This window comes from Rossellomorea aquimaris (genome assembly GCF_001877785.1).
Taxonomy (GTDB): domain Bacteria; phylum Bacillota; class Bacilli; order Bacillales; family Bacillaceae_B; genus Rossellomorea; species Rossellomorea aquimaris_A.
On the sequence record NZ_MINN01000077.1, the window covers coordinates 1 to 20,286 of the forward strand.

At 46.0% G+C, this 20,286-nt stretch carries 15 protein-coding genes, 16 tRNA genes and 2 rRNA genes; 32 read left to right on the forward strand and 1 reads right to left on the reverse strand.

Annotated elements, in window-relative coordinates:
- The 27 genes from BHE18_RS09330 to BHE18_RS09460 form a co-directional block, all read left to right on the forward strand.
- Window positions 1-128, forward strand: a 23S ribosomal RNA gene (locus BHE18_RS09330); the annotation flags it as partial.
- A gap of 168 nt (window positions 129-296) precedes the next feature.
- A 5S ribosomal RNA gene (gene rrf / locus BHE18_RS09335) occupies window positions 297-412 on the forward strand.
- A 7-nt stretch (window positions 413-419) separates the two neighbouring features.
- A tRNA-Asn gene (locus tag BHE18_RS09340) sits at window positions 420-494 on the forward strand.
- Between the two features lie 3 nt (window positions 495-497).
- A tRNA-Ser gene (locus BHE18_RS09345) sits at window positions 498-590 on the forward strand.
- 15 nt (window positions 591-605) lie between these two features.
- Window positions 606-680: transfer RNA gene (locus tag BHE18_RS09350), tRNA-Glu, on the forward strand.
- A 38-nt stretch (window positions 681-718) separates the two neighbouring features.
- A tRNA-Val gene (locus tag BHE18_RS09355) sits at window positions 719-794 on the forward strand.
- Window positions 795-821: 27 nt separating this feature from the next.
- Window positions 822-895: transfer RNA gene (locus BHE18_RS09360), tRNA-Met, on the forward strand.
- 182 nt (window positions 896-1,077) lie between these two features.
- A tRNA-Asp gene (locus tag BHE18_RS09365) sits at window positions 1,078-1,154 on the forward strand.
- A gap of 34 nt (window positions 1,155-1,188) precedes the next feature.
- A tRNA-Phe gene (locus tag BHE18_RS09370) sits at window positions 1,189-1,264 on the forward strand.
- Window positions 1,265-1,279: 15 nt separating this feature from the next.
- A tRNA-Thr gene (locus BHE18_RS09375) sits at window positions 1,280-1,355 on the forward strand.
- A 14-nt stretch (window positions 1,356-1,369) separates the two neighbouring features.
- Window positions 1,370-1,453 (forward strand) — tRNA-Tyr (locus BHE18_RS09380).
- A 122-nt stretch (window positions 1,454-1,575) separates the two neighbouring features.
- Window positions 1,576-1,649: transfer RNA gene (locus BHE18_RS09385), tRNA-Trp, on the forward strand.
- Window positions 1,650-1,658: 9 nt separating this feature from the next.
- Window positions 1,659-1,734, forward strand: a tRNA-His gene (locus BHE18_RS09390).
- 38 nt (window positions 1,735-1,772) lie between these two features.
- Window positions 1,773-1,844, forward strand: a tRNA-Gln gene (locus BHE18_RS09395).
- A gap of 4 nt (window positions 1,845-1,848) precedes the next feature.
- Window positions 1,849-1,923, forward strand: a tRNA-Gly gene (locus BHE18_RS09400).
- Between the two features lie 7 nt (window positions 1,924-1,930).
- Window positions 1,931-2,004 (forward strand) — tRNA-Cys (locus tag BHE18_RS09405).
- A 9-nt stretch (window positions 2,005-2,013) separates the two neighbouring features.
- Window positions 2,014-2,098, forward strand: a tRNA-Leu gene (locus tag BHE18_RS09410).
- Window positions 2,099-2,101: 3 nt separating this feature from the next.
- Window positions 2,102-2,175, forward strand: a tRNA-Gly gene (locus BHE18_RS09415).
- A 234-nt stretch (window positions 2,176-2,409) separates the two neighbouring features.
- Window positions 2,410-3,357: a carbohydrate ABC transporter permease gene (locus tag BHE18_RS09420; RefSeq protein ID WP_071618343.1), complete on the forward strand. Its 948-nt coding sequence runs from the start codon at window positions 2,410-2,412 to the stop codon at window positions 3,355-3,357.
- The gene (locus tag BHE18_RS09425) at window positions 3,357-4,184 is read left to right on the forward strand and encodes a carbohydrate ABC transporter permease (protein WP_071618344.1); all 828 of its coding nucleotides are present in this window, start codon (window positions 3,357-3,359) and stop codon (window positions 4,182-4,184) included. Before BHE18_RS09420 ends, BHE18_RS09425 begins: the two co-directional genes overlap by 1 nt.
- A gap of 71 nt (window positions 4,185-4,255) precedes the next feature.
- The gene (locus BHE18_RS09430) at window positions 4,256-5,533 is read left to right on the forward strand and encodes an ABC transporter substrate-binding protein (RefSeq protein ID WP_071618345.1); all 1,278 of its coding nucleotides are present in this window, start codon (window positions 4,256-4,258) and stop codon (window positions 5,531-5,533) included.
- Window positions 5,534-5,712: 179 nt separating this feature from the next.
- Window positions 5,713-7,509: a cache domain-containing sensor histidine kinase gene (locus tag BHE18_RS09435; protein WP_071618346.1), complete on the forward strand. Its 1,797-nt coding sequence runs from the start codon at window positions 5,713-5,715 to the stop codon at window positions 7,507-7,509.
- On the forward strand, window positions 7,506-9,080 hold the full coding sequence (locus BHE18_RS09440) for a response regulator transcription factor (protein ID WP_071618347.1): 1,575 nt from the start codon (window positions 7,506-7,508) through the stop codon (window positions 9,078-9,080). The genes BHE18_RS09435 and BHE18_RS09440 overlap by 4 nt, the downstream gene beginning before the upstream one ends.
- 13 nt (window positions 9,081-9,093) lie before the next feature.
- Window positions 9,094-9,819 (forward strand): ThuA domain-containing protein, encoded by a 726-nt coding sequence (locus BHE18_RS09445; protein WP_071618348.1) that lies wholly within the window; start codon window positions 9,094-9,096, stop codon window positions 9,817-9,819.
- A 15-nt stretch (window positions 9,820-9,834) separates the two neighbouring features.
- Window positions 9,835-10,860: a Gfo/Idh/MocA family protein gene (locus BHE18_RS09450; protein WP_071618349.1), complete on the forward strand. Its 1,026-nt coding sequence runs from the start codon at window positions 9,835-9,837 to the stop codon at window positions 10,858-10,860.
- Between the two features lie 20 nt (window positions 10,861-10,880).
- Complete coding sequence (locus BHE18_RS09455; protein ID WP_071618350.1) at window positions 10,881-11,921, forward strand: Gfo/Idh/MocA family protein; 1,041 nt, start codon at window positions 10,881-10,883, stop codon at window positions 11,919-11,921.
- A gap of 12 nt (window positions 11,922-11,933) precedes the next feature.
- On the forward strand, window positions 11,934-12,902 hold the full coding sequence (locus tag BHE18_RS09460; protein WP_071618351.1) for a sugar phosphate isomerase/epimerase family protein: 969 nt from the start codon (window positions 11,934-11,936) through the stop codon (window positions 12,900-12,902).
- Between the two features lie 415 nt (window positions 12,903-13,317).
- Here BHE18_RS09460 and BHE18_RS09465 read toward each other — a convergent pair whose 3' ends face one another.
- Window positions 13,318-13,989 (reverse strand): B3/B4 domain-containing protein, encoded by a 672-nt coding sequence (locus tag BHE18_RS09465; RefSeq protein WP_071618352.1) that lies wholly within the window; start codon window positions 13,987-13,989, stop codon window positions 13,318-13,320.
- A 96-nt stretch (window positions 13,990-14,085) separates the two neighbouring features.
- On the opposite strand from BHE18_RS09465, the gene queG reads away from it, so the two are divergent.
- From queG to BHE18_RS09490, 5 genes are all read left to right on the forward strand, one after another.
- Entirely contained in the window at window positions 14,086-15,228 is a 1,143-nt protein-coding gene (gene queG, locus BHE18_RS09470; protein ID WP_071618353.1) for a tRNA epoxyqueuosine(34) reductase QueG, read from the forward strand.
- 90 nt (window positions 15,229-15,318) lie between these two features.
- Window positions 15,319-16,188, forward strand: coding sequence for an amidase domain-containing protein (locus tag BHE18_RS09475; RefSeq protein WP_440480387.1), 870 nt, complete (start codon window positions 15,319-15,321; stop codon window positions 16,186-16,188).
- Between the two features lie 64 nt (window positions 16,189-16,252).
- Window positions 16,253-16,741 (forward strand): tRNA (uridine(34)/cytosine(34)/5-carboxymethylaminomethyluridine(34)-2'-O)-methyltransferase TrmL, encoded by a 489-nt coding sequence (trmL, locus tag BHE18_RS09480; RefSeq protein ID WP_071618354.1) that lies wholly within the window; start codon window positions 16,253-16,255, stop codon window positions 16,739-16,741.
- Between the two features lie 88 nt (window positions 16,742-16,829).
- A complete protein-coding gene (gene nfsA / locus BHE18_RS09485) occupies window positions 16,830-17,579 on the forward strand; it encodes an oxygen-insensitive NADPH nitroreductase (RefSeq protein ID WP_071618355.1) in 750 nt (249 codons plus the stop codon).
- Between the two features lie 357 nt (window positions 17,580-17,936).
- Window positions 17,937-19,832, forward strand: a complete 1,896-nt coding sequence (locus BHE18_RS09490) for a PrkA family serine protein kinase (RefSeq protein WP_071618356.1) — start codon at window positions 17,937-17,939, stop codon at window positions 19,830-19,832.
- The last annotated feature ends 454 nt before the right edge of the window (window positions 19,833-20,286 follow it).

The window sequence follows — 20,286 nt, forward strand, 5'->3', positions numbered from 1 at the left end:
TCGAGATGAGATTTCCCATCACTTTATGTGAGTAAGATCCCTGGAAGATGACCAGGTAGATAGGTCAGAGGTGGAAGCATGGCGACATGTGGAGCTGACTGATACTAATCGATCGAGGACTTAACCACAAAGAGTCATTTTTAAATGAACACAACGGCAATACCGGTATTCTTGACATCAATCCTTTATCTAGTTTTGAGAGAACAAATTTCTCTGGAAAAGTACAAAAAAGTCTTGAAAAAACTTTGAAAGACGATATAATAGTACTTGTCCTTAAAAAAGACATCATGAAATTGTCTGGTGACTATGGCGAAGAGGTCACACCCGTTCCCATGCCGAACACGGAAGTTAAGCTCTTCAGCGCCGATGGTAGTTGGGGGCTCTCCCCTGTGAGAGTAGGACGTCGCCAGGCACATCATTCCGCAGTAGCTCAGTGGTAGAGCTATCGGCTGTTAACCGATCGGTCGCAAGTTCGAATCTTGCCTGCGGAGCCATATGGAGAGCTGTCCGAGTGGCCGAAGGAGCACGATTGGAAATCGTGTAGACGGTTAAACGCTGTCTCAAGGGTTCAAATCCCTTGCTCTCCGCCATAACATATTTCACCTGGCCCGTTGGTCAAGCGGTTAAGACACCGCCCTTTCACGGCGGTAACACGGGTTCGAATCCCGTACGGGTCACCATTTTTCTACGTAAGCGAAAAGAACTCACCATACATACTGGAGGATTAGCTCAGCTGGGAGAGCATCTGCCTTACAAGCAGAGGGTCGGCGGTTCGATCCCGTCATCCTCCACCATTTATTCAATTTTACAACTAATATCGTCGCGGGGTGGAGCAGTTCGGTAGCTCGTCGGGCTCATAACCCGAAGGTCGCAGGTTCAAATCCTGTCCCCGCAATACCATTTTTGCAAAAGTGAATAAACATCTAATCGGTAACTGATGGATGAATATTTTGCTCCCGCAAGGTAATGTAAGTTCTTTTGCTAACGCAAGATAATGAAAAATATTTTGCTTTCGCAAGGTTAGTTCTTTTGCTAACGCAAAATAATGAAAGATATTTTGCTTTCGCAAAAATCTCTGGTCTGGTAGTTCAGTTGGTTAGAATGCCTGCCTGTCACGCAGGAGGTCGCGGGTTCGAGTCCCGTCCAGACCGCCATTTTCATTGAATGGCTAATATGAATTTATTAGATGGCTCAGTAGCTCAGTTGGTAGAGCAATGGACTGAAAATCCATGTGTCGGCGGTTCGATTCCGTCCTGAGCCACCATCTATTACACCTAGTGCCGGTGTAGCTCAACTGGTAGAGCAACTGACTTGTAATCAGTAGGTTGGGGGTTCAAGTCCTCTTGCCGGCACCATTTTCTCTCATTGTGGAGGGGTAGCGAAGTGGCTAAACGCGGCGGACTGTAAATCCGCTCCTTCGGGTTCGGCAGTTCGAATCTGCCCCCCTCCACCAAGAATTTTTGCGTAGCGTAGCAAAGCAAAAGATTCGTCATTAAAGTTTACGAAGCGTCAGCGGAGTAAAAGAATCTTCCTTAACCTTTGTGCAGCGAAGAGTAAGGAATAAACAAATTTTACAGGGGCATAGTTTAACGGTAGAACGAAGGTCTCCAAAACCTTTGGTGTGGGTTCGATTCCTACTGCCCCTGCCAAACAACACGGCGATTGTGGCGAAGTGGTTAACGCACCGGATTGTGGTTCCGGCATTCGTGGGTTCGATTCCCATCAGTCGCCCCAACTTTTCACATTTTTATGAATGTGACATATACTATTATTGGGCTATAGCCAAGCGGTAAGGCATCGCACTTTGACTGCGACATGCGTTGGTTCGAATCCAGCTAGCCCAGTTTTGCGGAAGTAGTTCAGTGGTAGAACACCACCTTGCCAAGGTGGGGGTCGCGGGTTCGAATCCCGTCTTCCGCTCCAAAGATAAGGCGCCATAGCCAAGTGGTAAGGCAGAGGTCTGCAAAACCTTTATCACCGGTTCAAATCCGGTTGGCGCCTCCATATATGTATGCCGGTGTGGCGGAATAGGCAGACGCGCACGACTCAAAATCGTGTTCCTCACGGAGTGCCGGTTCGACCCCGGCCACCGGTACCATAAGCGGGTGTAGTTTAATGGTAAAACCTCAGCCTTCCAAGCTGATGTCGTGGGTTCGATTCCCATCACCCGCTCCAAGCATACATATACAAGACTTTCTCTTATTGAGGAAGTCTTTTTTGTGTTCTTTTTATTATTTATTGATATGCCTGCTTGAAGATCAGTGACTGAGATGATGAGACAGGCATATTTCAGCAGCGAATGGTTTAAGTAGTCAAAATATTGCACCTTCTTCGTCAATTTTGTTGACCTGATCCACTGGATACTCCCTTTATACTAAAAGAAAGCGATTACATAATAAAGGGGTGGTGATGCGAGTGGAACCAACAATCAAAACCGGACCTGTCAAAACCCAGGCGCAGATCAAGGCGGTGTCTAAGAAAAGGTTCAAATACAGGAGCCTGCTGACTTATGCTGCCTTTGTAGGACCTGCACTTCTCTTTTTCCTCGTGATTCAGATACTCCCTTTCTTAATGGGTGTCTATTATTCTTTCACTTCCTGGAATGGAGTCAGTTCTGTAGTAGAGTGGGTAGGATTCGATAATTATAAGCAGATTTTCACTGATGACCAAACGTTTTTCAATTCATTTGTGTTCACGACGAAATTTATGTTCGCCGCTGTCATCATCAGTAACTTAATCGGGTTTGGATTTGCATTGCTTTTAAATGCGGCACTCAAGACGCGAAATATTTTGCGGACGGTGTTTTTTATTCCGAATGTCATCGGCGGTTTATTACTGGGATTCATTTGGCAGTTCATCTTCGTGAAGGGATTTGCTTCTGTCGGGAACATGACGGATATCTCATTCTTCAAGATGCCTTGGCTTGGTGACGAGAAAACGGCATTCTGGGGAATTGTCATCGTATTTGCCTGGCAGATCAGCGGATATATGATGGTCATCTATGTTGCAGCCTTGCAAGGGGTGGATACCTCACTGTTGGAAGCTGCCAGGATGGACGGGGCATCTAATTGGACATTGCTGACGAAGATTATTGTCCCATTGATTCTTCCGGCATTCACAATCTGCTTCTTCCTGACAATTTCAATGGCTTTCAAGATCTTTGATCTGAATATCTCGTTAACCGGCGGTGGTCCATTTAATTCGACTCAGTCTGTAGCGATCAATATTTATCAGGAAGCGTTCCAGAATAACCGTTATGGTCTTGGAACGGCGAAGTCCATTTTATTCTTTGTGGTCGTAGCGATCTTTACGACGTTCCAAGTGATGCTGACGAAGAAGAAGGAGGTTGAGGCTTAATGGGCAATCGTTATACAAAGAAGACGTTTGTACTTGAGATTATCGGGATCGTCCTTGGTCTCATCTTCTTGATTCCCTTTTACTTTGTTTTCATCAATTCTGTTAAGCCGTTTGCTGCCATCCTCATTGATGCAGCGGCTTGGCCGGAAGAGTTCATGTTCTCGAATTATGCGAAGGTGTGGGAAGTCATCAACTTTCCAAGAGCGTTCTGGAATTCACTTATCATCACCGTTGCGAGCAACATCGGCCTAGTGGTGATCAGTTCGATGGCTGCCTGGAAAATGGTCCGGACACCGGGCAAGTTCAGTAAGATTTTATTTGTGATTTTTGTATCTGCGATGGTCATCCCTTTTCAGACAGTGATGATTCCCCTCATGAAGCTTGGAGGGACATTGAATCTGACGAACAGCATTCCGGGATTGATCATTATGTACTTTGGATTTGGAGTGCCTCTGTCCTTGTTTTTATTCCACGGATTTGTGAAGACGGTCCCTGTTGAAATCGAGGAGTCGGCGATGATTGACGGCTGCAGCCAATTCGGGGTGTTTTGGAGAATTGTGTTTCCTCTCCTGAAGCCGATTACCGTTACGGTCATCATTCTGAATACTCTTTGGATATGGAATGATTATCTGCTTCCGCTCCTCGTTTTACAGGATGCAGAGCTCCGTACGATCCCGCTCGCGGCAAGTTCATTTTTTGCACAGTATACGAAACAGTGGGATATGGGGCTGGCAGCATTGGTGCTTGGGATTGCACCGGTCATTGTGTTCTTCCTGTTCTTACAGAAGCATATCATCAAAGGGATTGCATCAGGATCGATTAAGTAGATATAAAGGTTCTGTCAATTATTCAGGACTTTATATAAAATAACATTATATCAAGGGGGTAAAAGCCAGTTATGAAACGCATTCTTTTATTATTCACTTCATTGATTTTAGTTTTCGGAATCATCGCGGGTTGTTCATCTAAAGAATCTTCATCGGGCGGCGATGGTGACTCTAAGTCAGGGGATGATGTCGTCACACTGAACCTTTTCCAATTCAAAGTGGAAATTGCAGACCAGCTTCAAGAGATGATCAAGGAATTTGAAGCTGAACATCCAAACATCAAAGTGAAGCTTGAAACAGTCGGGGGCGGTGCAGATTACGGTGCTGCACTTAAAGCGAAATTCGCTTCCGGGGAAGAGCCTGATATCTTCAATAACGGCGGTTTTAAAGAGTTGGAGCTTTGGAAGGAGAAGTTAGCGGATCTGTCAGGTGAGCCATGGGTGGAGCATGTTCTTCCTATCGGAAAGGTTCCGATGACGGCTGAAGACGGTAAACTTTATGGAATGCCGGTAAACCTTGAAGGTTACGGGTTTGTGTACAATAAAGATCTGTTTGAAAAGGCGGGCATCAAAGAAGCTCCTAAGACAATTGATGAGTTGAAAGATGCTTCTAAGAAACTTGAGAAAGCTGGGATCACTCCATTCTCGGCCGGATACGGCGAATGGTGGGTAATCGGGCAGCATTTACTGAACATTCCTTTCGCGCAGCAGGAGGATCCTGAAGCCTTCATCGCAGGATTATATGATGGTTCTGAAAAGATCGTCGGAAATGAAAAGTTCAAGCAATTCAAGGAAGTCCTTGATACTGAGCTGAAATATGCTAATGATAATCCTTTGACGACTGATTACAATACGCAGGTGACGCTTTTCGCTTCCGGTGAAACAGCAATGCTTCAGCAGGGTAACTGGACGGAAAATATGATCACTGAGATCAATCCTGATATCAACATGGGCTTCCTTCCGATTCCGATAAGCAATGATGAAAGTGCGAACAGCCTGCCTGTCGGGGTACCGAATAACTGGGTGCTGAACAAAAACTCAGAACATCTTGAAGAAGCAAAAACGTTCTTGAACTGGATGGTTTCGTCTGAAACAGGAAAACGTTATATCACAGAAGAATTCGCGTTCATCCCGGCATTTGATAACATCGAACCTGCTGGACTCGGCGACCTTGGTACTTCAATCCTTGACTACTCTAAAGAAGAGAAGACAATTCCGTGGACTTGGTTCAAATGGCCGGATGGGGCGAACAAAGAATTTGCTGCTGCCATCCAGGAATATGCCGCTGGAAAGATCGATTACGATACTTTACTGGAAAGATTCCAGAAAACCTGGGATAACTTGAAGTAAAACGGAATAAACGGAAGCATGTCTTTTAAAGGCATGCTTTCTGTTTATCTATCGTTTTAAAAATACCTTGGCAGGCAACAGTTTCATTATAGAAATATTTCATTATTTTGAAAAAACTCTTCATGTATGTACAAGCAGGTATTATACTAGGGATAAGCAAAATATGGAGGTTCTTCCCCATGATAAAGTCCAGTATCAGGAATAAGCTGATTGTGCTCCTTTTAATTACCACCATTGTCCCTTTTGGGAGCTCGATTGTAATTACATATTTCTATACAAAGAACTCAATTGAAGAGCAGGTGGTTGCGGAGAGTAAGAACCTGTTGTATCAGGGGAAGGTTAATCTCGAGAGCTATATCAATGAATTGGATGATCTGACTCTATCTCTCTATAATAATCCTGATTTTATCAATTTCATGAGAAACCCTGCACAGGGGGATGACTATCTGACAATCGGGATCGTGAAGAATGTAGTGCAGACGATTTTATACACCGGTGACACCATCAATGGGGTAAGGATCTCCTTTAGAGATGAAGACAGGGTAATCAAGGCGACGAAACGTTCCAATGTCATTTTTTCAAGTGAGAAAAATGAAGAAGATAAAGAAGCGTTCTTAAGGGCTGAACGAAGTCCGTACAATATGTACATCGAACCGGAGTTTCCTCAAAAGGAGAATGAAATCAAGCGGTCCAGAAATATCGTGACGATCCACAGGGCCTTCAGGAATATTCCTGATGATGAAGTGCTTGCTTATATATCACTTGAGATCTCACCCGATAAAATCATTGATTTAAGCAGAAATCTCTATACAGGTGAAAAGGAAGAATTCTACCTTCTCACACCTCAGGGAGAAATGATTTACAGCTCCGATCTTGATGTATCGGATGATCAGAACAATCAGAAATGGATTAAAAGGATCGTAGGGGAAAAAGACAGTGAAGGAACGATGGAGTGGAAGAAAGACGGGTTCAACGGGGTCATCATGTATGATCAGCTTCCTGCATCGGCAGGGGGCTGGATCCTTGCGAAACGCGTCAGCTATGCGAATCTTTACGAAAGCGCATTCAGTGTCGCGAAGATCAATATTCTATTTGGGATTCTTGGATTGACTCTGGTGGTACTTGCGACATTGTTCGTTTCATTTAAGATCACGTCGCCGATCCGTGTCCTGCTCCGTAATATTCAGCAAGTGGAAAAAGGGAATATGGAGGTCCGGCTGCCTGCATTCGGATCAGACGAAATCGGTTTGCTGGGGTTCAGGTTTCAACAGATGATCGAGCGGATCAATACATTGATCAACCGGGAGTATAAATTGGAACTTGAGAATAAGAATAATCAATTAAAAGTGCTGCAGTCCCAGATCAACCCCCACTTCTTATATAATGCCCTGCAATCAATCGGCACGGTGGCATTAAAGAATAAAGTCCCGCAAGTATATACGCTCATCACGTACCTCTCAAAAATCATGAGATATGGGATGAACATGGAGGAGAATATGGTCCCGCTTGATAAGGAAATCAATTACACAAAGGCATTCCTTCTCCTGCAAAAAGAACGGTTCAGGGACAATCTAGACTACAAGATAACCGTGGATGAAGAGGTGAGGGAGGCAGCTGTACCAAAGATGATTCTTCAGCCAATCATTGAGAATTACTTTAAACACGGCTTTGATATCCGGGATGGGGTAGGCCGGATCGAGCTCGACTGCAGAAAGGTGGATGACCGCCTTATCATCACGGTAAGGGACAACGGCATAGGAGTGACAGCCCAACGGCTGGAGGAAGTGTATGCTCATTTTAAAGCGGCGGCCTTGAATAAAATAGGGGAGTCCACCAACATCGGTTTGAAGAACGTATATGTGCGCTTGAAACTTTATTACGAGGGTCAGGCGGCATTACGCCTTGAAAACTCTGATGAGGGAGGCTTTAAGGTAACGATGGAGCTGCCCATTAAGAGGGAGGATGAAGCAGGGTGAAAGCAATCATCATTGACGACGAAAAGCATGTCCGTGAAGGATTACTTTTATTGGCACAGTGGAAGCATCATGGAATTCATACCATCCTTGAGGCTGAGGATGGCGAAAAGGCGAAGAAATTGATCTTGGAGCACAAACCTGAAATCATTTTTACCGACATGAGGATGCCGAAGCTTGATGGGATCAGTCTTTTGAAATGGCTTCATTCTACCAATATCAATTGCAAAACGATCGTGGTGAGCGGGTACGATGACTTTGAGTATATGAGAAATGCAATCTACTATAAAAGCTTTGATTATTTACTCAAACCCATTGAGCCTGATGTGTTAAATGACACGTTGGAAAAAGCGGTCCATGAATGGAAAGAGCAGGCGCGTTCCCGAAGATGCCTGGTGGAAGAAAACAAGGTCATGAATGAAGTGAAGCCCCTTTATTGGGACCGTCTGTTCTCAAATCTGTGCCGGGCTGAAGGGGATGCCGGAGCAGCCGGGGAAAAGATAGAAGCGGAGTTCGGCATTCGTTTCGGACAATTGGAAAAAAGGATCGCCATCATTCCGATCAGGCCGATTGTCTTGAAATCCTTCCAAGGAGACAGAGATCTTGCTTTCTTCACGCTGACAAATATCTGCAATGAACTTCTCGGCAAACAGAATGATGGAGTATGTTTCAGGAACATCCATAAGGACGAAGAACTGGCGGTACTATTTTGGAATGATCAAAATCTGATCTTTTTACTCGAAGAACTTTATACTCTGATTTATCAGTTCAGTAAAATCTGCATAACGATCTCGCTGGGTGAAAATTCATTAAGCATGCAGGAAGCCTATGAGTCATCCCTGAAAGTGTGTATGCAGGGTGATTTAAGGAAGCGGGATAAAATCATCACATCTTGTATGAAACCAATGCCCCTTTTACACCTGCTGGATTATTCAAGTGATATGAAATGGGCAATCCGTACAGGTAGCCACGACGGAATTAAAGAGTTGCTTCAACAAATCTTTCAAACCCTGGAAAGCATGCACACGGTTTCTATGGAGCAGATTCAGCTCTGGGAAAATCAATTTGAGCTGCTGCGTACAAATTGGCTGAAAGAATACGAGATTGAGAGGCGGTCTTCTTTTTACCGGGGAGTGGACTACTGGAGTGAAGATGGGGCATTCTCCTTTACTAAATTCAAAAATGAAAAAACAAAAGAATTCATGGATTTGATCGACACCCTGAAGACGAAGAAATATCAAAAAGAGAAAAACAATATGCAGAGAATTGAAGAGTTTCTGCAGCAGCACTACCAGGAAGATGTCACCCTTCAGGAAATAGCAGACACCTTTTACTTGAGCAGAGAATACATCTCAAGGAAATTCAAACAGGAATACAATCTGACCATTACGGATTACTTAATGAATATACGGTTGGAAAAAGCGAAGAAGCTGCTTGAAAATCCCTATCTGAAAATCTATGAAATTGCCTATGGGGTTGGATATGGAAATGAGAAGTACTTCAGCAAGGTATTTAAAAAGCAGGTCGGGGCTACGCCCAACGAATTCAGGCGTTCCTTATTAAACTATAACTAATGGAGGTCTAAACATGGTAAACGTGACAGTATGGAATGAGAACCGCCACGAACAGAAAAGCGAAAAGGTACGCAGTGTGTACCCGGAAGGAATCCACGGAGCCATTGCTTCATTCCTGGATGAAGAATCCTTCAACGTCAAGACCGCTGTGCTTGATGATGAACAGCACGGGCTGACAGATGATGTTCTCGATTCAACCGATGTGCTTCTATGGTGGGGGCATATTGCCCATGATGAGGTGGCGGATGAGGTAGTTGGAAAAGTGAAGCAGCGCGTCCTTGATGGGATGGGGCTGATTGTCCTTCACTCCGGCCATTTCTCGAAGATCTTCAAGGAGCTGATGGGAACATCATGCGATCTGAAATGGAGAGAAGCCGATGAAAAAGAACGTATCTGGATTGTCGACCCGAGTCATCCGATAACGGCTGGGCTTGGGGAATACATCGAGCTGGAAAAAGAAGAAATGTACGGGGAGCATTTTGATATTCCGGCACCCGATCAACTGGTGATGGTGAGCTGGTTCGAAGGAGGGGAAGTATTCAGGAGCGGATGTACGTATCAGCGCGGGAACGGGAAAATCTTTTACTTCCGGCCGGGACATGAAACATACCCGACTTACTACAATAAAGAAGTACAACAAGTGATCATCAATGCCGTACGTTGGGCAAAGCCGGTGGAACGCAGCAGACCCCTATACGGGAATGCAAAGCCGCTGGAAGAGATCAAAGGATCTAACTAAAAGGAGGATAAAAACATGAGTACATTAAAAGTTGGTGTCATCGGATGCGGAAGTATCGCGCAGCATCGTCATCTGCCTGAATATGCGGGGAACAGGAACGTGGAAATCGTGGCGGTATGTGACATTGTAGAGGAACGGGCTAAGAAGACAGCGGAGAAATACGGGGCGGAAGCTTATACAAGTTATAAAGAACTCCTCTCCAATCATGAAGTAGAAGCGGTCAGTGTATGTACACCGAATTATTTACATGCACCGATTTCGATTGCCGCACTGAACGCAGGCAAGCATGTACTATGTGAAAAACCGATGGCGACTTCATCTGAAGAAGCCGAGAGTATGATTGCAGCTGCCGAAAAAAATGGCAGGAAGCTGATGATCGCACATAATCAGAGGTTTGTTCCTTCGCATCAAAAAGCAAAAGAGCTGATCGAAAAAGGGGAAGTCGGCAAGATTTACAGTTTCCGGTCTGCATTTGGCCACGGAGGTCCCGAAGGCTGGAGTGCCGATGGCAAAGACAGCTGGTTCTTTAAGAAAGATGAGGCATTCATCGGGGCGATGGGGGATCTCGGTGTCCATAAGACCGACCTGCTTCGTTACATACTGGGTGAAGAGTTCGTGGAAGTGGGCGCATTCGTCGAGACAAGTGCAAAGGAAAATGCCGATGTCGATGATACGGCAGTCTGCGTACTGAAAACGGAAAGCGGAACGATCGGCACCCTGGCTGCCAGCTGGTCCTACGTGTCCAAAGAAGACAATTCCACGATTATATATGGAGAGAAGGCAATCCTGCGATTAGAGGATGACCCGGTACATTCATTGGTTGCTCAATACACGACCGGTGAAGTGGTCAGATATGAACTTGGCGGGATCCAGACGAATGAAGACGGCGGCCAGTCGACCTCGCATGTCATCGATCAATTCGCCGCATCTGTCTTGGGGGATAAGGAACCGCCTGTCAGCGGCAGTGAAGGAATGAAGTCCCTGCAAGTAGTACTTGGTGCACTGAAATCGAATGAATCAAAAACAATCGTAAAATTATAGAGCTTGGGGTGTATGACAGCATGTCAAAACTTCGAATGGGAATCATCGGGGTTGGCGGGATCGCGCAAAGCCGCCATATCCCGGCATATAAAAAACTGGCAGACTCAGTATCGGTCGAAGCGGTCAGTGATATTAACAGATCGACTGCAGAAGCGGCTGCTGAAAAATTCAATATTCAGGGAGTGTACAATGATTACCGCGACATGTTCCCGCATGTGGATGCCGTCACGATCTGCACCCCGAATAAGTTCCATGCGGAAATTTCGATTGCCGCACTTAAAGCGGGGCTGCATGTCTTTTGTGAAAAACCAATGGCGATGACCCCGGATGAATGCCGGGCCATGATCGATGCAGCGGAGGAATCGGGGAAAGTGCTGGCGATTGCCTATCACTACCGATTCATGAAGGATTCGCGTGCCGCAAAGCGTTTCATCACCGCGAATGAAATCGGTGAACCGATCGTTGCGAGGGCGAGGGCGATCCGCCGCCGCAAAGTACCGGGCTGGGGCGTCTTTACGAACAAGGAGCTTCAGGGAGGCGGGAGCCTCATCGATTACGGGTGCCATTTTCTAGACCTTTCGCTGTGGCTGCTTGGAAATCCAAGACCCGTCGAAGTGTCCGGGACTGCCTATAACAAACTCAGCAGGATTCCGGGAGAGGTCAATCAATGGGGGGACTTCGACCGTGAGAACTTTGATGTGGATGATCATGTAACGGCTTATATCAAGTTTGATAACGGCGCATCGATGCTATTCGAGACTTCCTGGTCCGCCAATGTGAAGAGCGATGAAGAAAGCTTGAGCATATCGGGTGAAACGGGCGGTGTCGATTTGTTTCCCCTCCACATCAATCAAATGAAGCATGGAATGCTCTTGAACAGCGGCGCAGATTGGATTCCCGGTGATGATGATCCGGGTCTCCCTCAAGCTGAGAACTTCGTCAACAGCTGTCTCGGACTGGAAGAGCTGATCGTAAAACCGGAAGAGGCGATGGCCGTTTCTGAAATCGTCGATGCGATTTATAAAAGCAGTGAAACCCGCCAAAGCATCACTTTGAAATAGGAGGAACCACAGATGAAACTAGGTGTATTTACGGTATTATTCTCGCAGAAGAATCTTGATGAAATGCTTGATTATGTAAAAGATGCAGGCTTGCATGCGGTCGAAATCGGAACGGGCGGCTACCCGGGAAATGCCCATTGCGACCTTGATGCCCTTTTGGAAAGTGAAGAAAAGCGCAGTGAATACTTGGAGAAAATCACCTCCCGCGGCCTTGAAATCAGTGCGTTCAGCTGTCATGGCAACCCGATCTCACCTGAATCTTCATTCGCGGAAGAATCGCATGCGGCTTTAGAGAAAACAATCAAACTTGCCGGACTTATGAATGTCCCTGTTGTAAACTGCTTCTCGGGTACAGCCGGTGATCATGAGGGTGCCAAACATCCGAACTGGCCGGTGTCTCCATGGCCGAATGAATACGGCGACATCCTGAAGTGGCAATGGGAAGAAAAGTTGATTCCTTATTGGAAGAAGATGGGGCAGCTTGCTGAAGAGAGTGGTGTGAAAATCGGTCTGGAGCTGCACGGCGGATTCCTGGTCCACACACCTTATACATTGTTGAAACTCCGTGAAGAAACATGCGACGCAATCGGTGCCAACCTGGATCCAAGTCACCTCTGGTGGCAGGGGATCGATCCGGTGTCGGCAATCAAGATTCTTGGAAAAGAAAATGCGATCCATCATTTCCATGCAAAAGATACATATATCGACCAGGACAACGTCAACATGTACGGTCTTACTGATATGCAGCCGTATGGAAGCGTCCAGACACGTGCGTGGTCGTTCCGTTCGGTGGGCTGCGGCCACAGCTTGCAGGAATGGTCCGATATGATGAGTGCCCTGCGTACATTCGGATATGATTACGTAGTGAGCATCGAACATGAAGATCCGATCATGTCGATCGAAGAAGGATTCGGACGGGCGGTCAAAAATTTGAAATCGATCTTGATTGAAGAGCAGCCTGCGGATATGTGGTGGGTATAGGAGTATATGATGGAGTGAGGGCCCCGGCTTTGGGTTGGGGGCCTTTTTTGTACTGTGATGGGAGGGGATTTTTTGGCGGGCCCTGGAATGAGGGGTGGCGGGTCTCTGTTGGTTATACCATTATTAGGTAAGTGACGGAATTAATTCGATTTTTCGAAGATTAATGCCCAAAATCGAAAGAATAACAGCCTTTTTTCGAAGATTAATGGGTCAAATTATAAGATTCATGATTTAATCAGCGCCGTACGCTCAAGTACATGTGAATTTGACCATCATAAAAGCCCCTAACTCTACGACTCTTACCTAAATAATGCCTCCAGCAGCGAAAATACAACCCACCCCATAAAAAATAACCCGAAACCATCATTCAAAGGGTCCCGGGTTAATCATGATTCTCTTTCCTCAAAAATCAGGTCTATCCTCCAACCACTTCGTACACGCCTTCCCCGCCATGAATCCCGACAAACATATCCATCAGCGATTTCGTCAGTTTCCCGCCTTCTTCAGCATGAAGGGAAGGCTTCAAGAAAATGAGTTGCACTGCATTTTTCGTCCCGTTCCCAACCGGTGCTCGATTCGAGTCTACGAACGGACTGCCGAATGGACCGGCCTCATCTTCCGCAATGGTCAAGTTCTCCAATGAGTTATCCCGTCCGTTCAGTCCAGTATAGGTTTCTCCGGACTGCCCGACTCTTAGCTCAATCGAATCTCCCATAAGCTTGTCCAGATCATAGATCCCGATCGGTACTTCATACTGTAAAGAGAAAAAGTTATTCAGATCGATGGCCGAGTTGATGGTCGTAAGATAGTTCTGCTTTTTCACCCGCCGGTAAAGGGCTTCAGCAGAGTGCCGGTAGCGGTTCGGATCTTTTCCCGTCCGCTTGAATACGTCCCTCCACTCAGCCACACCCTCAATGTCAGTAACATTCTTATCCTGAAGTTCGAAAAAAATTGACTCTTGAAATAACTGAAGCCTTCCCTTCAGCATTTGAGGAGAATCGCCGACTTCGATATCATGGTAATGAATGACCCCGACTTTGAAACCGGGTACAACTGAAGTGATTGATGAATGTATCGTGATTTCCATTATTTTTCCTCCACAATTCGTTTGAAATAGTTTATCATAATACTCGACTGTAATCATTTATAAGGCTTATACATAAAAGGAAAGGAGGCAATCGCAATGGATTTTGATCAACTGAAGCAGGATATCATTGAATACAGCAAGGAAATCGGCATAGATAAAATAGGATTCACTACTGCCGATAGCTTTTCCGAAATGAAAAACAGGCTGATCCGGCAGGAGATACTTGGCTATCAATCAGGTTTTGAAGAAAAGGATATCGAGAAACGGGTCGATCCGTCCCTTATTTTCGACGGTCCCAAATCGATCATCGCCATTGCCCTTGCCTATCCTTCCAGGATGAAGGATGCTCCGCAAAGCAAGCGGGGAGAACGGCGTGGCATCTTCTGCAGGGCTTCATGGGGAACCGATTACCATCATGTGCTGCGGGACCGTCTTGCAACATTGGAAGATTATATCGTTTCACGAGTACCCCAAGCCCGCTTTAAGTCGATGGTCGATACAGGAGAACTTGTGGACCGTGCTGTTGCCGAACGTGCGGGGATCGGCTGGAGCGGAAAAAACTGTTCCATCATAACCCCTGAATTCGGTTCCTATGTGTATCTTGGTGAAATGGTGACCAATCTTCCTTTTGAACCTGATGAACCGATGGAGGATCAGTGCGGTACATGCAACAAATGTGTGGACGTCTGTCCGACAGGTGCTTTGATCGAAGGCGGACAGCTGGATGCACAGAAATGCATTGCATTTTTAACGCAGACAAAAGGTTTTCTCGCCGATGAGTACCGGGTCAAACTCGGAAATCGATTATACGGCTGTGATACCTGCCAGACCGTATGTCCCGAAAATAAAGGGAAGGACTTTCATTTCCATAAAGAAATGGAGCCGGACCCGGAAATTGCGAAGCCTTTGTTAAAACCGCTGCTCACGATCAGCAACCGTGAATTCAAGGAAAGGTACGGGCATGTTTCGGGCTCTTGGAGAGGCAAGAAGCCGATTCAGCGGAATGCCATCATTGCCCTTGCCCATTACAAAGACGAGACTGCGATTGAAGATTTGATTGAAGTGATGAAAAACGATGTGCGTCCGGTCATGCGCGGCACCGCAGCGTGGGCCCTTGGTAAAATCGGGGGAAGCGAAGCGGAAGAAGCATTGCTCACACAGCAAGTGATTGAGGAAGATGACGAGGTGCTGGCTGAAATTGAAAAGGGCATGGTGATGCTTGCACCTGATGCGGGATAAGGATAAATCCAAAGGAAAGTTGGATTTATCCTTTTTTGTTGTGAAAAAGGCGTTCCCTTCATAGAAATGAAAAGAGGAGGGAAGACGATGATCAGAAAACTGCTGATGGATACGATAAATGATGTGATCGGTGAATATACGACCAGGGGACTGTCCCATTTTCAGCATGAGAAAGTAAAAAGGAAGAAAGAATCCTGTGAAAAAAGGGATGCGGAAATCGTCAAAGTGGAAGCGGCAGGCATGGTGAAAGAGATTTCCAGACGGCCCGATGAAACCCAGACAGTCCTGTATGATATTCATTATAAATATTTGGTGAGACAAGGATCGTTTATTTATTTGGAAGAAGAAGTGGAAAATCGGCGAGCGGTGTATTACGACGGCCGCTTTTATAGTGATGAAGAGGTGACAGCAGCGGTTGATCAGCCAGTAACCACCGAAGAAAATTCCCTCTCGGACGGTGAAAGGGTCACATACCAGTACAATCGGTTAAAGGCAGTTCAATATGCGGAGAAATGGTGGAATACGTATAATCCGGCTTACAGGAAGTTCGAGAATGACTGCACGAATTTTATCTCACAGTGCCTGCATGCCGGTGATGCACCCATGCGGGGTTATCCTTCACAAGGAAAAGGATGGTGGATGAGGAACAACAGGTGGAGCTACAGCTGGACGGTGGCAAATTCGATGCGGCTGCATCTGCCCCAATCCACAATCGGACTGCGGGCCAGGGAGGTGGAGGGCCCGCATAAACTGAAGCTGGGTGATGTCATCTGCTATGATTTCGAAGGAGACGGGCGCTACGACCACACGACGATCGTGACGGGGCGTGACGCTGATGGCATGCCTCTTGTCAATGCACATACCTTCAACAGCAGGATGAGATATTGGAAGTATGAAGATTCTACTGCTTACACACCTAAGATCAAATATAAGTTTTACTCGATCGTGGATGATCGTTAAGTGTTGTCCTCCCGCCGATAAATGGTATAATGTCACATAGAGTTTTATGAATGAGGTGACAAACATGGGAGTACATGTTGTACTATATCAACCAGAGATCCCGGCAAATACGGGAAATATTGCAAGAACGTGTGCAGCCACCGATACGACGCTGCATTTGATCCGGCCGCTGGGATTTTCAACGGATGATAAAATGTTGAAGAGAGCGGGCCTTGATTACTGGCAATATGTAAATATCGTTTACTATGATTCGCTTGATGAATTTTTTGAGAAGAACGAAGGCGGGGAGTTCTTCTATCTGACCAAATATGGAAAGATTCCGCACTCGGATTTTGATTACAGTGTTGAAGATAAAGACTATTACTTCATTTTCGGAAGGGAAACAACGGGGCTGCCGGATGACGTGATCCAAAATAACCTGGATCGAGCCCTGAGAATTCCGATGAATGAGAATGTACGTTCATTGAACCTGTCCAATACGGCAGCCATCCTGATTTATGAGGCCTTAAGGCAGCGTGATTATCCGGGTCTTCATAGAGAATTGCCGAAATAATAAGGAAGGGATGAAAATCAAATGATTTTCATTCCTTTTTTTAATTGGCTTATACTATAGGAAATGAAGCTAGGAGGAGAAGTACATAATGAATCAGACAATTGAAACCATCTTGAATCATCGTTCGATCCGACATTTTAGAAATGAGGCGCTGACCGACGAGCAGATCCGGACCATCGTCCAAAGCGCACAGGCAGCAAGTACGTCGAGCTATATTCAGGCTTACACGATCATCGGTGTGAAGGATCCTCTTAAAAAGAAAAAACTTGCCGAGCTTGCAGGCAATCAGAGCTATGTAGAGGAGAATGGCCACTTCTTCGTGTTCTGTGCTGACTTGTACAGGCATGAAAACATCGGGAAATGGGAAAATTCTGATGTGATCCACTCATTGGAAAGTACAGAGAAATTCATGGTGGCACTGATCGATGCCTCACTTGCCGCACAGAACGCCTCGATTGCAGCCGAATCAATGGGGATGGGCATCTGCTATATTGGCGGCATCCGCAACGATTTGGAAGCAGTGAGTGAAGTGCTGGAGCTTCCTAATCGTGTGATTCCGCTATTCGGACTGGCTGTAGGATATCCGGCGGGGGATTCAAGCGTCAAGCCGCGCCTCCCGATGGCTGCCGTCTATCATGAGGATGGGTATAATGCTGATGAAGCCGGAATGAAAGCAGAATTGGACCGTTATGATGAAACGATTTCTTCCTATTATCATGAGCGCACCGGCGGCAAACGATCCGACCGCTGGACCGGGCAGATGGCGAAGATGCTGTCAGGGAAGAAGAGAATGTATATGAAGGAATTCGTACAGGGGCGCGGGTTTGATAAGCGTTGAGGAAAAGCAGAAATAATTCAAAAAACCCCGGGAAAGCGTGAGCTTTCCCGGGGTTTTTTGTAACTTAGTTTGAACCTGGCTTGTCGTTATATCCAGCAGTGAAGATTGCTGAAAGGAACGCCGCAGTCACACCTAAAATAATGATTGTACCCATAATCGGTAAACCTCCAGTTTCATATTCCACAGTCTGTCTTTAGTATAGCCTATTTTTTAAAAGTTGTGAATGAAAGTGGAATATTTTTGTTACAAATTCATTAACTTGAAAGGTGGATTAATCAGAACTTCTTAACATGTTAGAGTGAACAAGCGCATAGAGTATATTAATCGTCTCTCATTAAGCGACAGGGGGAGGTCCATATGGATATTTTAAGAAAAGTTGAACATTACCGCGAAGAAGAAGTGAAACTGAAATGGGAAGGGACGTTTGCTCAGTACCTGGAATTGCTAAAAGAAAAGCCTTGGATTGGTCAATCAGCTCACTCTAGAGTCTACAATATGATCAAGGATGCCGGGGTCGAAGAAGTAGATGGGAAACGACGATATAAATTCTTCAGCAATCAGTTATTTGGGTTAGAAGAGGCGCTGGAAAGACTTGTGGAAGAGTATTTTCATCCTGCTGCGAAACGGCTGGATGTCAGAAAGAGGATCCTATTGTTGATGGGGCCGGTCAGTGGAGGTAAATCGACGCTTGTATCCATGATGAAACGAGGTTTGGAACAGTATTCACGTACAGACCGGGGAGCTGTTTTTGCCATTAAGGGTTGTCCAATGCATGAAGATCCGCTGCATTTGATCCCGCAGCATTTACGCGAGGATTTCCATCAGGAGTACGGAATCCGTATCGAAGGGAATCTTTCACCACTGAATACAATGAGGCTTGAACAGGAATATCAGGGACGGATCGAGGATGTCCTGGTAGAGAGGGTCTTCTTCTCGGAAGACAAACGTGTCGGGATCGGTACGTTCAGCCCATCCGATCCGAAGTCCCAGGATATTGCCGATTTGACGGGGAGCATCGATTTCTCGACGATCGCTGAATACGGTTCCGAATCAGATCCGCGCGCATACCGTTTTGATGGTGAGTTGAATAAAGCAAACCGCGGCTTGATGGAGTTCCAGGAAATGCTGAAGTGTGATGAGAAATTCCTATGGCACTTACTTTCCCTTACCCAGGAAGGGAATTTCAAAGCCGGGCGGTTTGCGTTGATTTCAGCGGATGAGCTGATCGTGGCGCATACCAATGAAACAGAGTACCGGTCCTTCATTTCGAATAAGAAAAATGAGGCATTGCACTCACGTATCATCGTAATGCCGGTTCCATATAATTTGAAAGTGACCCAGGAAGAGAAGATATATGAAAAGATGATCGGGGAAAGTGACGTCTCGAACGTCCATGTTGCACCTCATACAATGCGGGTAGCGGCGATGTTCACCATCCTGACCAGGCTGAAAGAACCGAAGCGCGGCGACATTGACCTGATCAAGAAAATGCGCCTGTACGACGGGGAGAGTGTGGAAGGCTTCAACTCCGCGGATGTCGACGAAATGAAGAAAGAATACCAGGATGAGGGAATGAGCGGAATCGATCCGCGTTATGTGATCAATCGGATTTCATCTACGATCATTCGTAAAGAGGTACCGACCATTAACGCGCTTGATGTCCTGAGGGCCCTGAAGGAAGGGCTGGATCAACATCCATCCATCACCAATGAGCTTAGGGAAAGATATCTTAATTTCATTTCGCTTGCCAGAAAAGAATATGATGACATTGCGAAGAAAGAAGTCCAGAAAGCATTTGTGTATTCATATGAAGAATCGGCTAAAACGCTTATGGATAATTACCTGGATAATGTCGAGGCTTATTGCAACAAAGCGAAGCTTCATGATCCATTGACCGGTGAAGAAATCAATCCTGATGAAAAATTGATGCGTTCAATCGAGGAGCAGATCGGCATTTCTGAAAATGCGAAAAAAGCATTCCGTGAAGAGATCCTCATCCGCATCTCGGCTTATGCGCGCAAAGGAAAGCGGTTTGACTACAATTCACACGACCGCCTTCGTGAAGCAATCCAGAAAAAGCTGTTTGCCGACCTTAAGGATGTCGTCAAAATCACCACATCCACAAAAACGCCTGATGAACAGCAGCTCAAAAAAGTCAACGAAGTCGTCGCCCGCCTCATCGACGAGCACGGCTACAACTCAACATCAGCGAACGAACTGCTCCGCTACGTCGGAAGCCTGCTGAATCGATAAAAGTTTGAAATTGAAGGGGATGTCTTAGCACATCCTCTTTTTTATGGTCTCCTACAAAGATTATATTTTTTTCTGTTTTAACTTGCTGCCAGCGGATGATTGGAGTGCAAGACGAAGACTCCTGCGGGAAAAGTAGCTTATGTGAGACCTGTCCAGCTCCAGGGCTTAGAGGCACATGGCATAAGTCAACTCGTCCAAGAAGGCAAATAACGCCTTCGTGGCCGATTCGCCTTATGCCACCCGCCTCTGAGCAAAGCCCTTCCGCTTTTCTAACCCGCAGGAGCGCAGCGACGAGGAGCATTCCTGTTATAAAGTAAATTGCGTTTCTATCGAAGTTTTTGCGATGTGCATAAAAAAAGCCCCCTTGGTACGATAGAGAGTGTCATGCATGACCTCGAATTAAGTACCGAAGGGAGACTTCAATTATGGATTTTACACAAAATAAACGACTTAA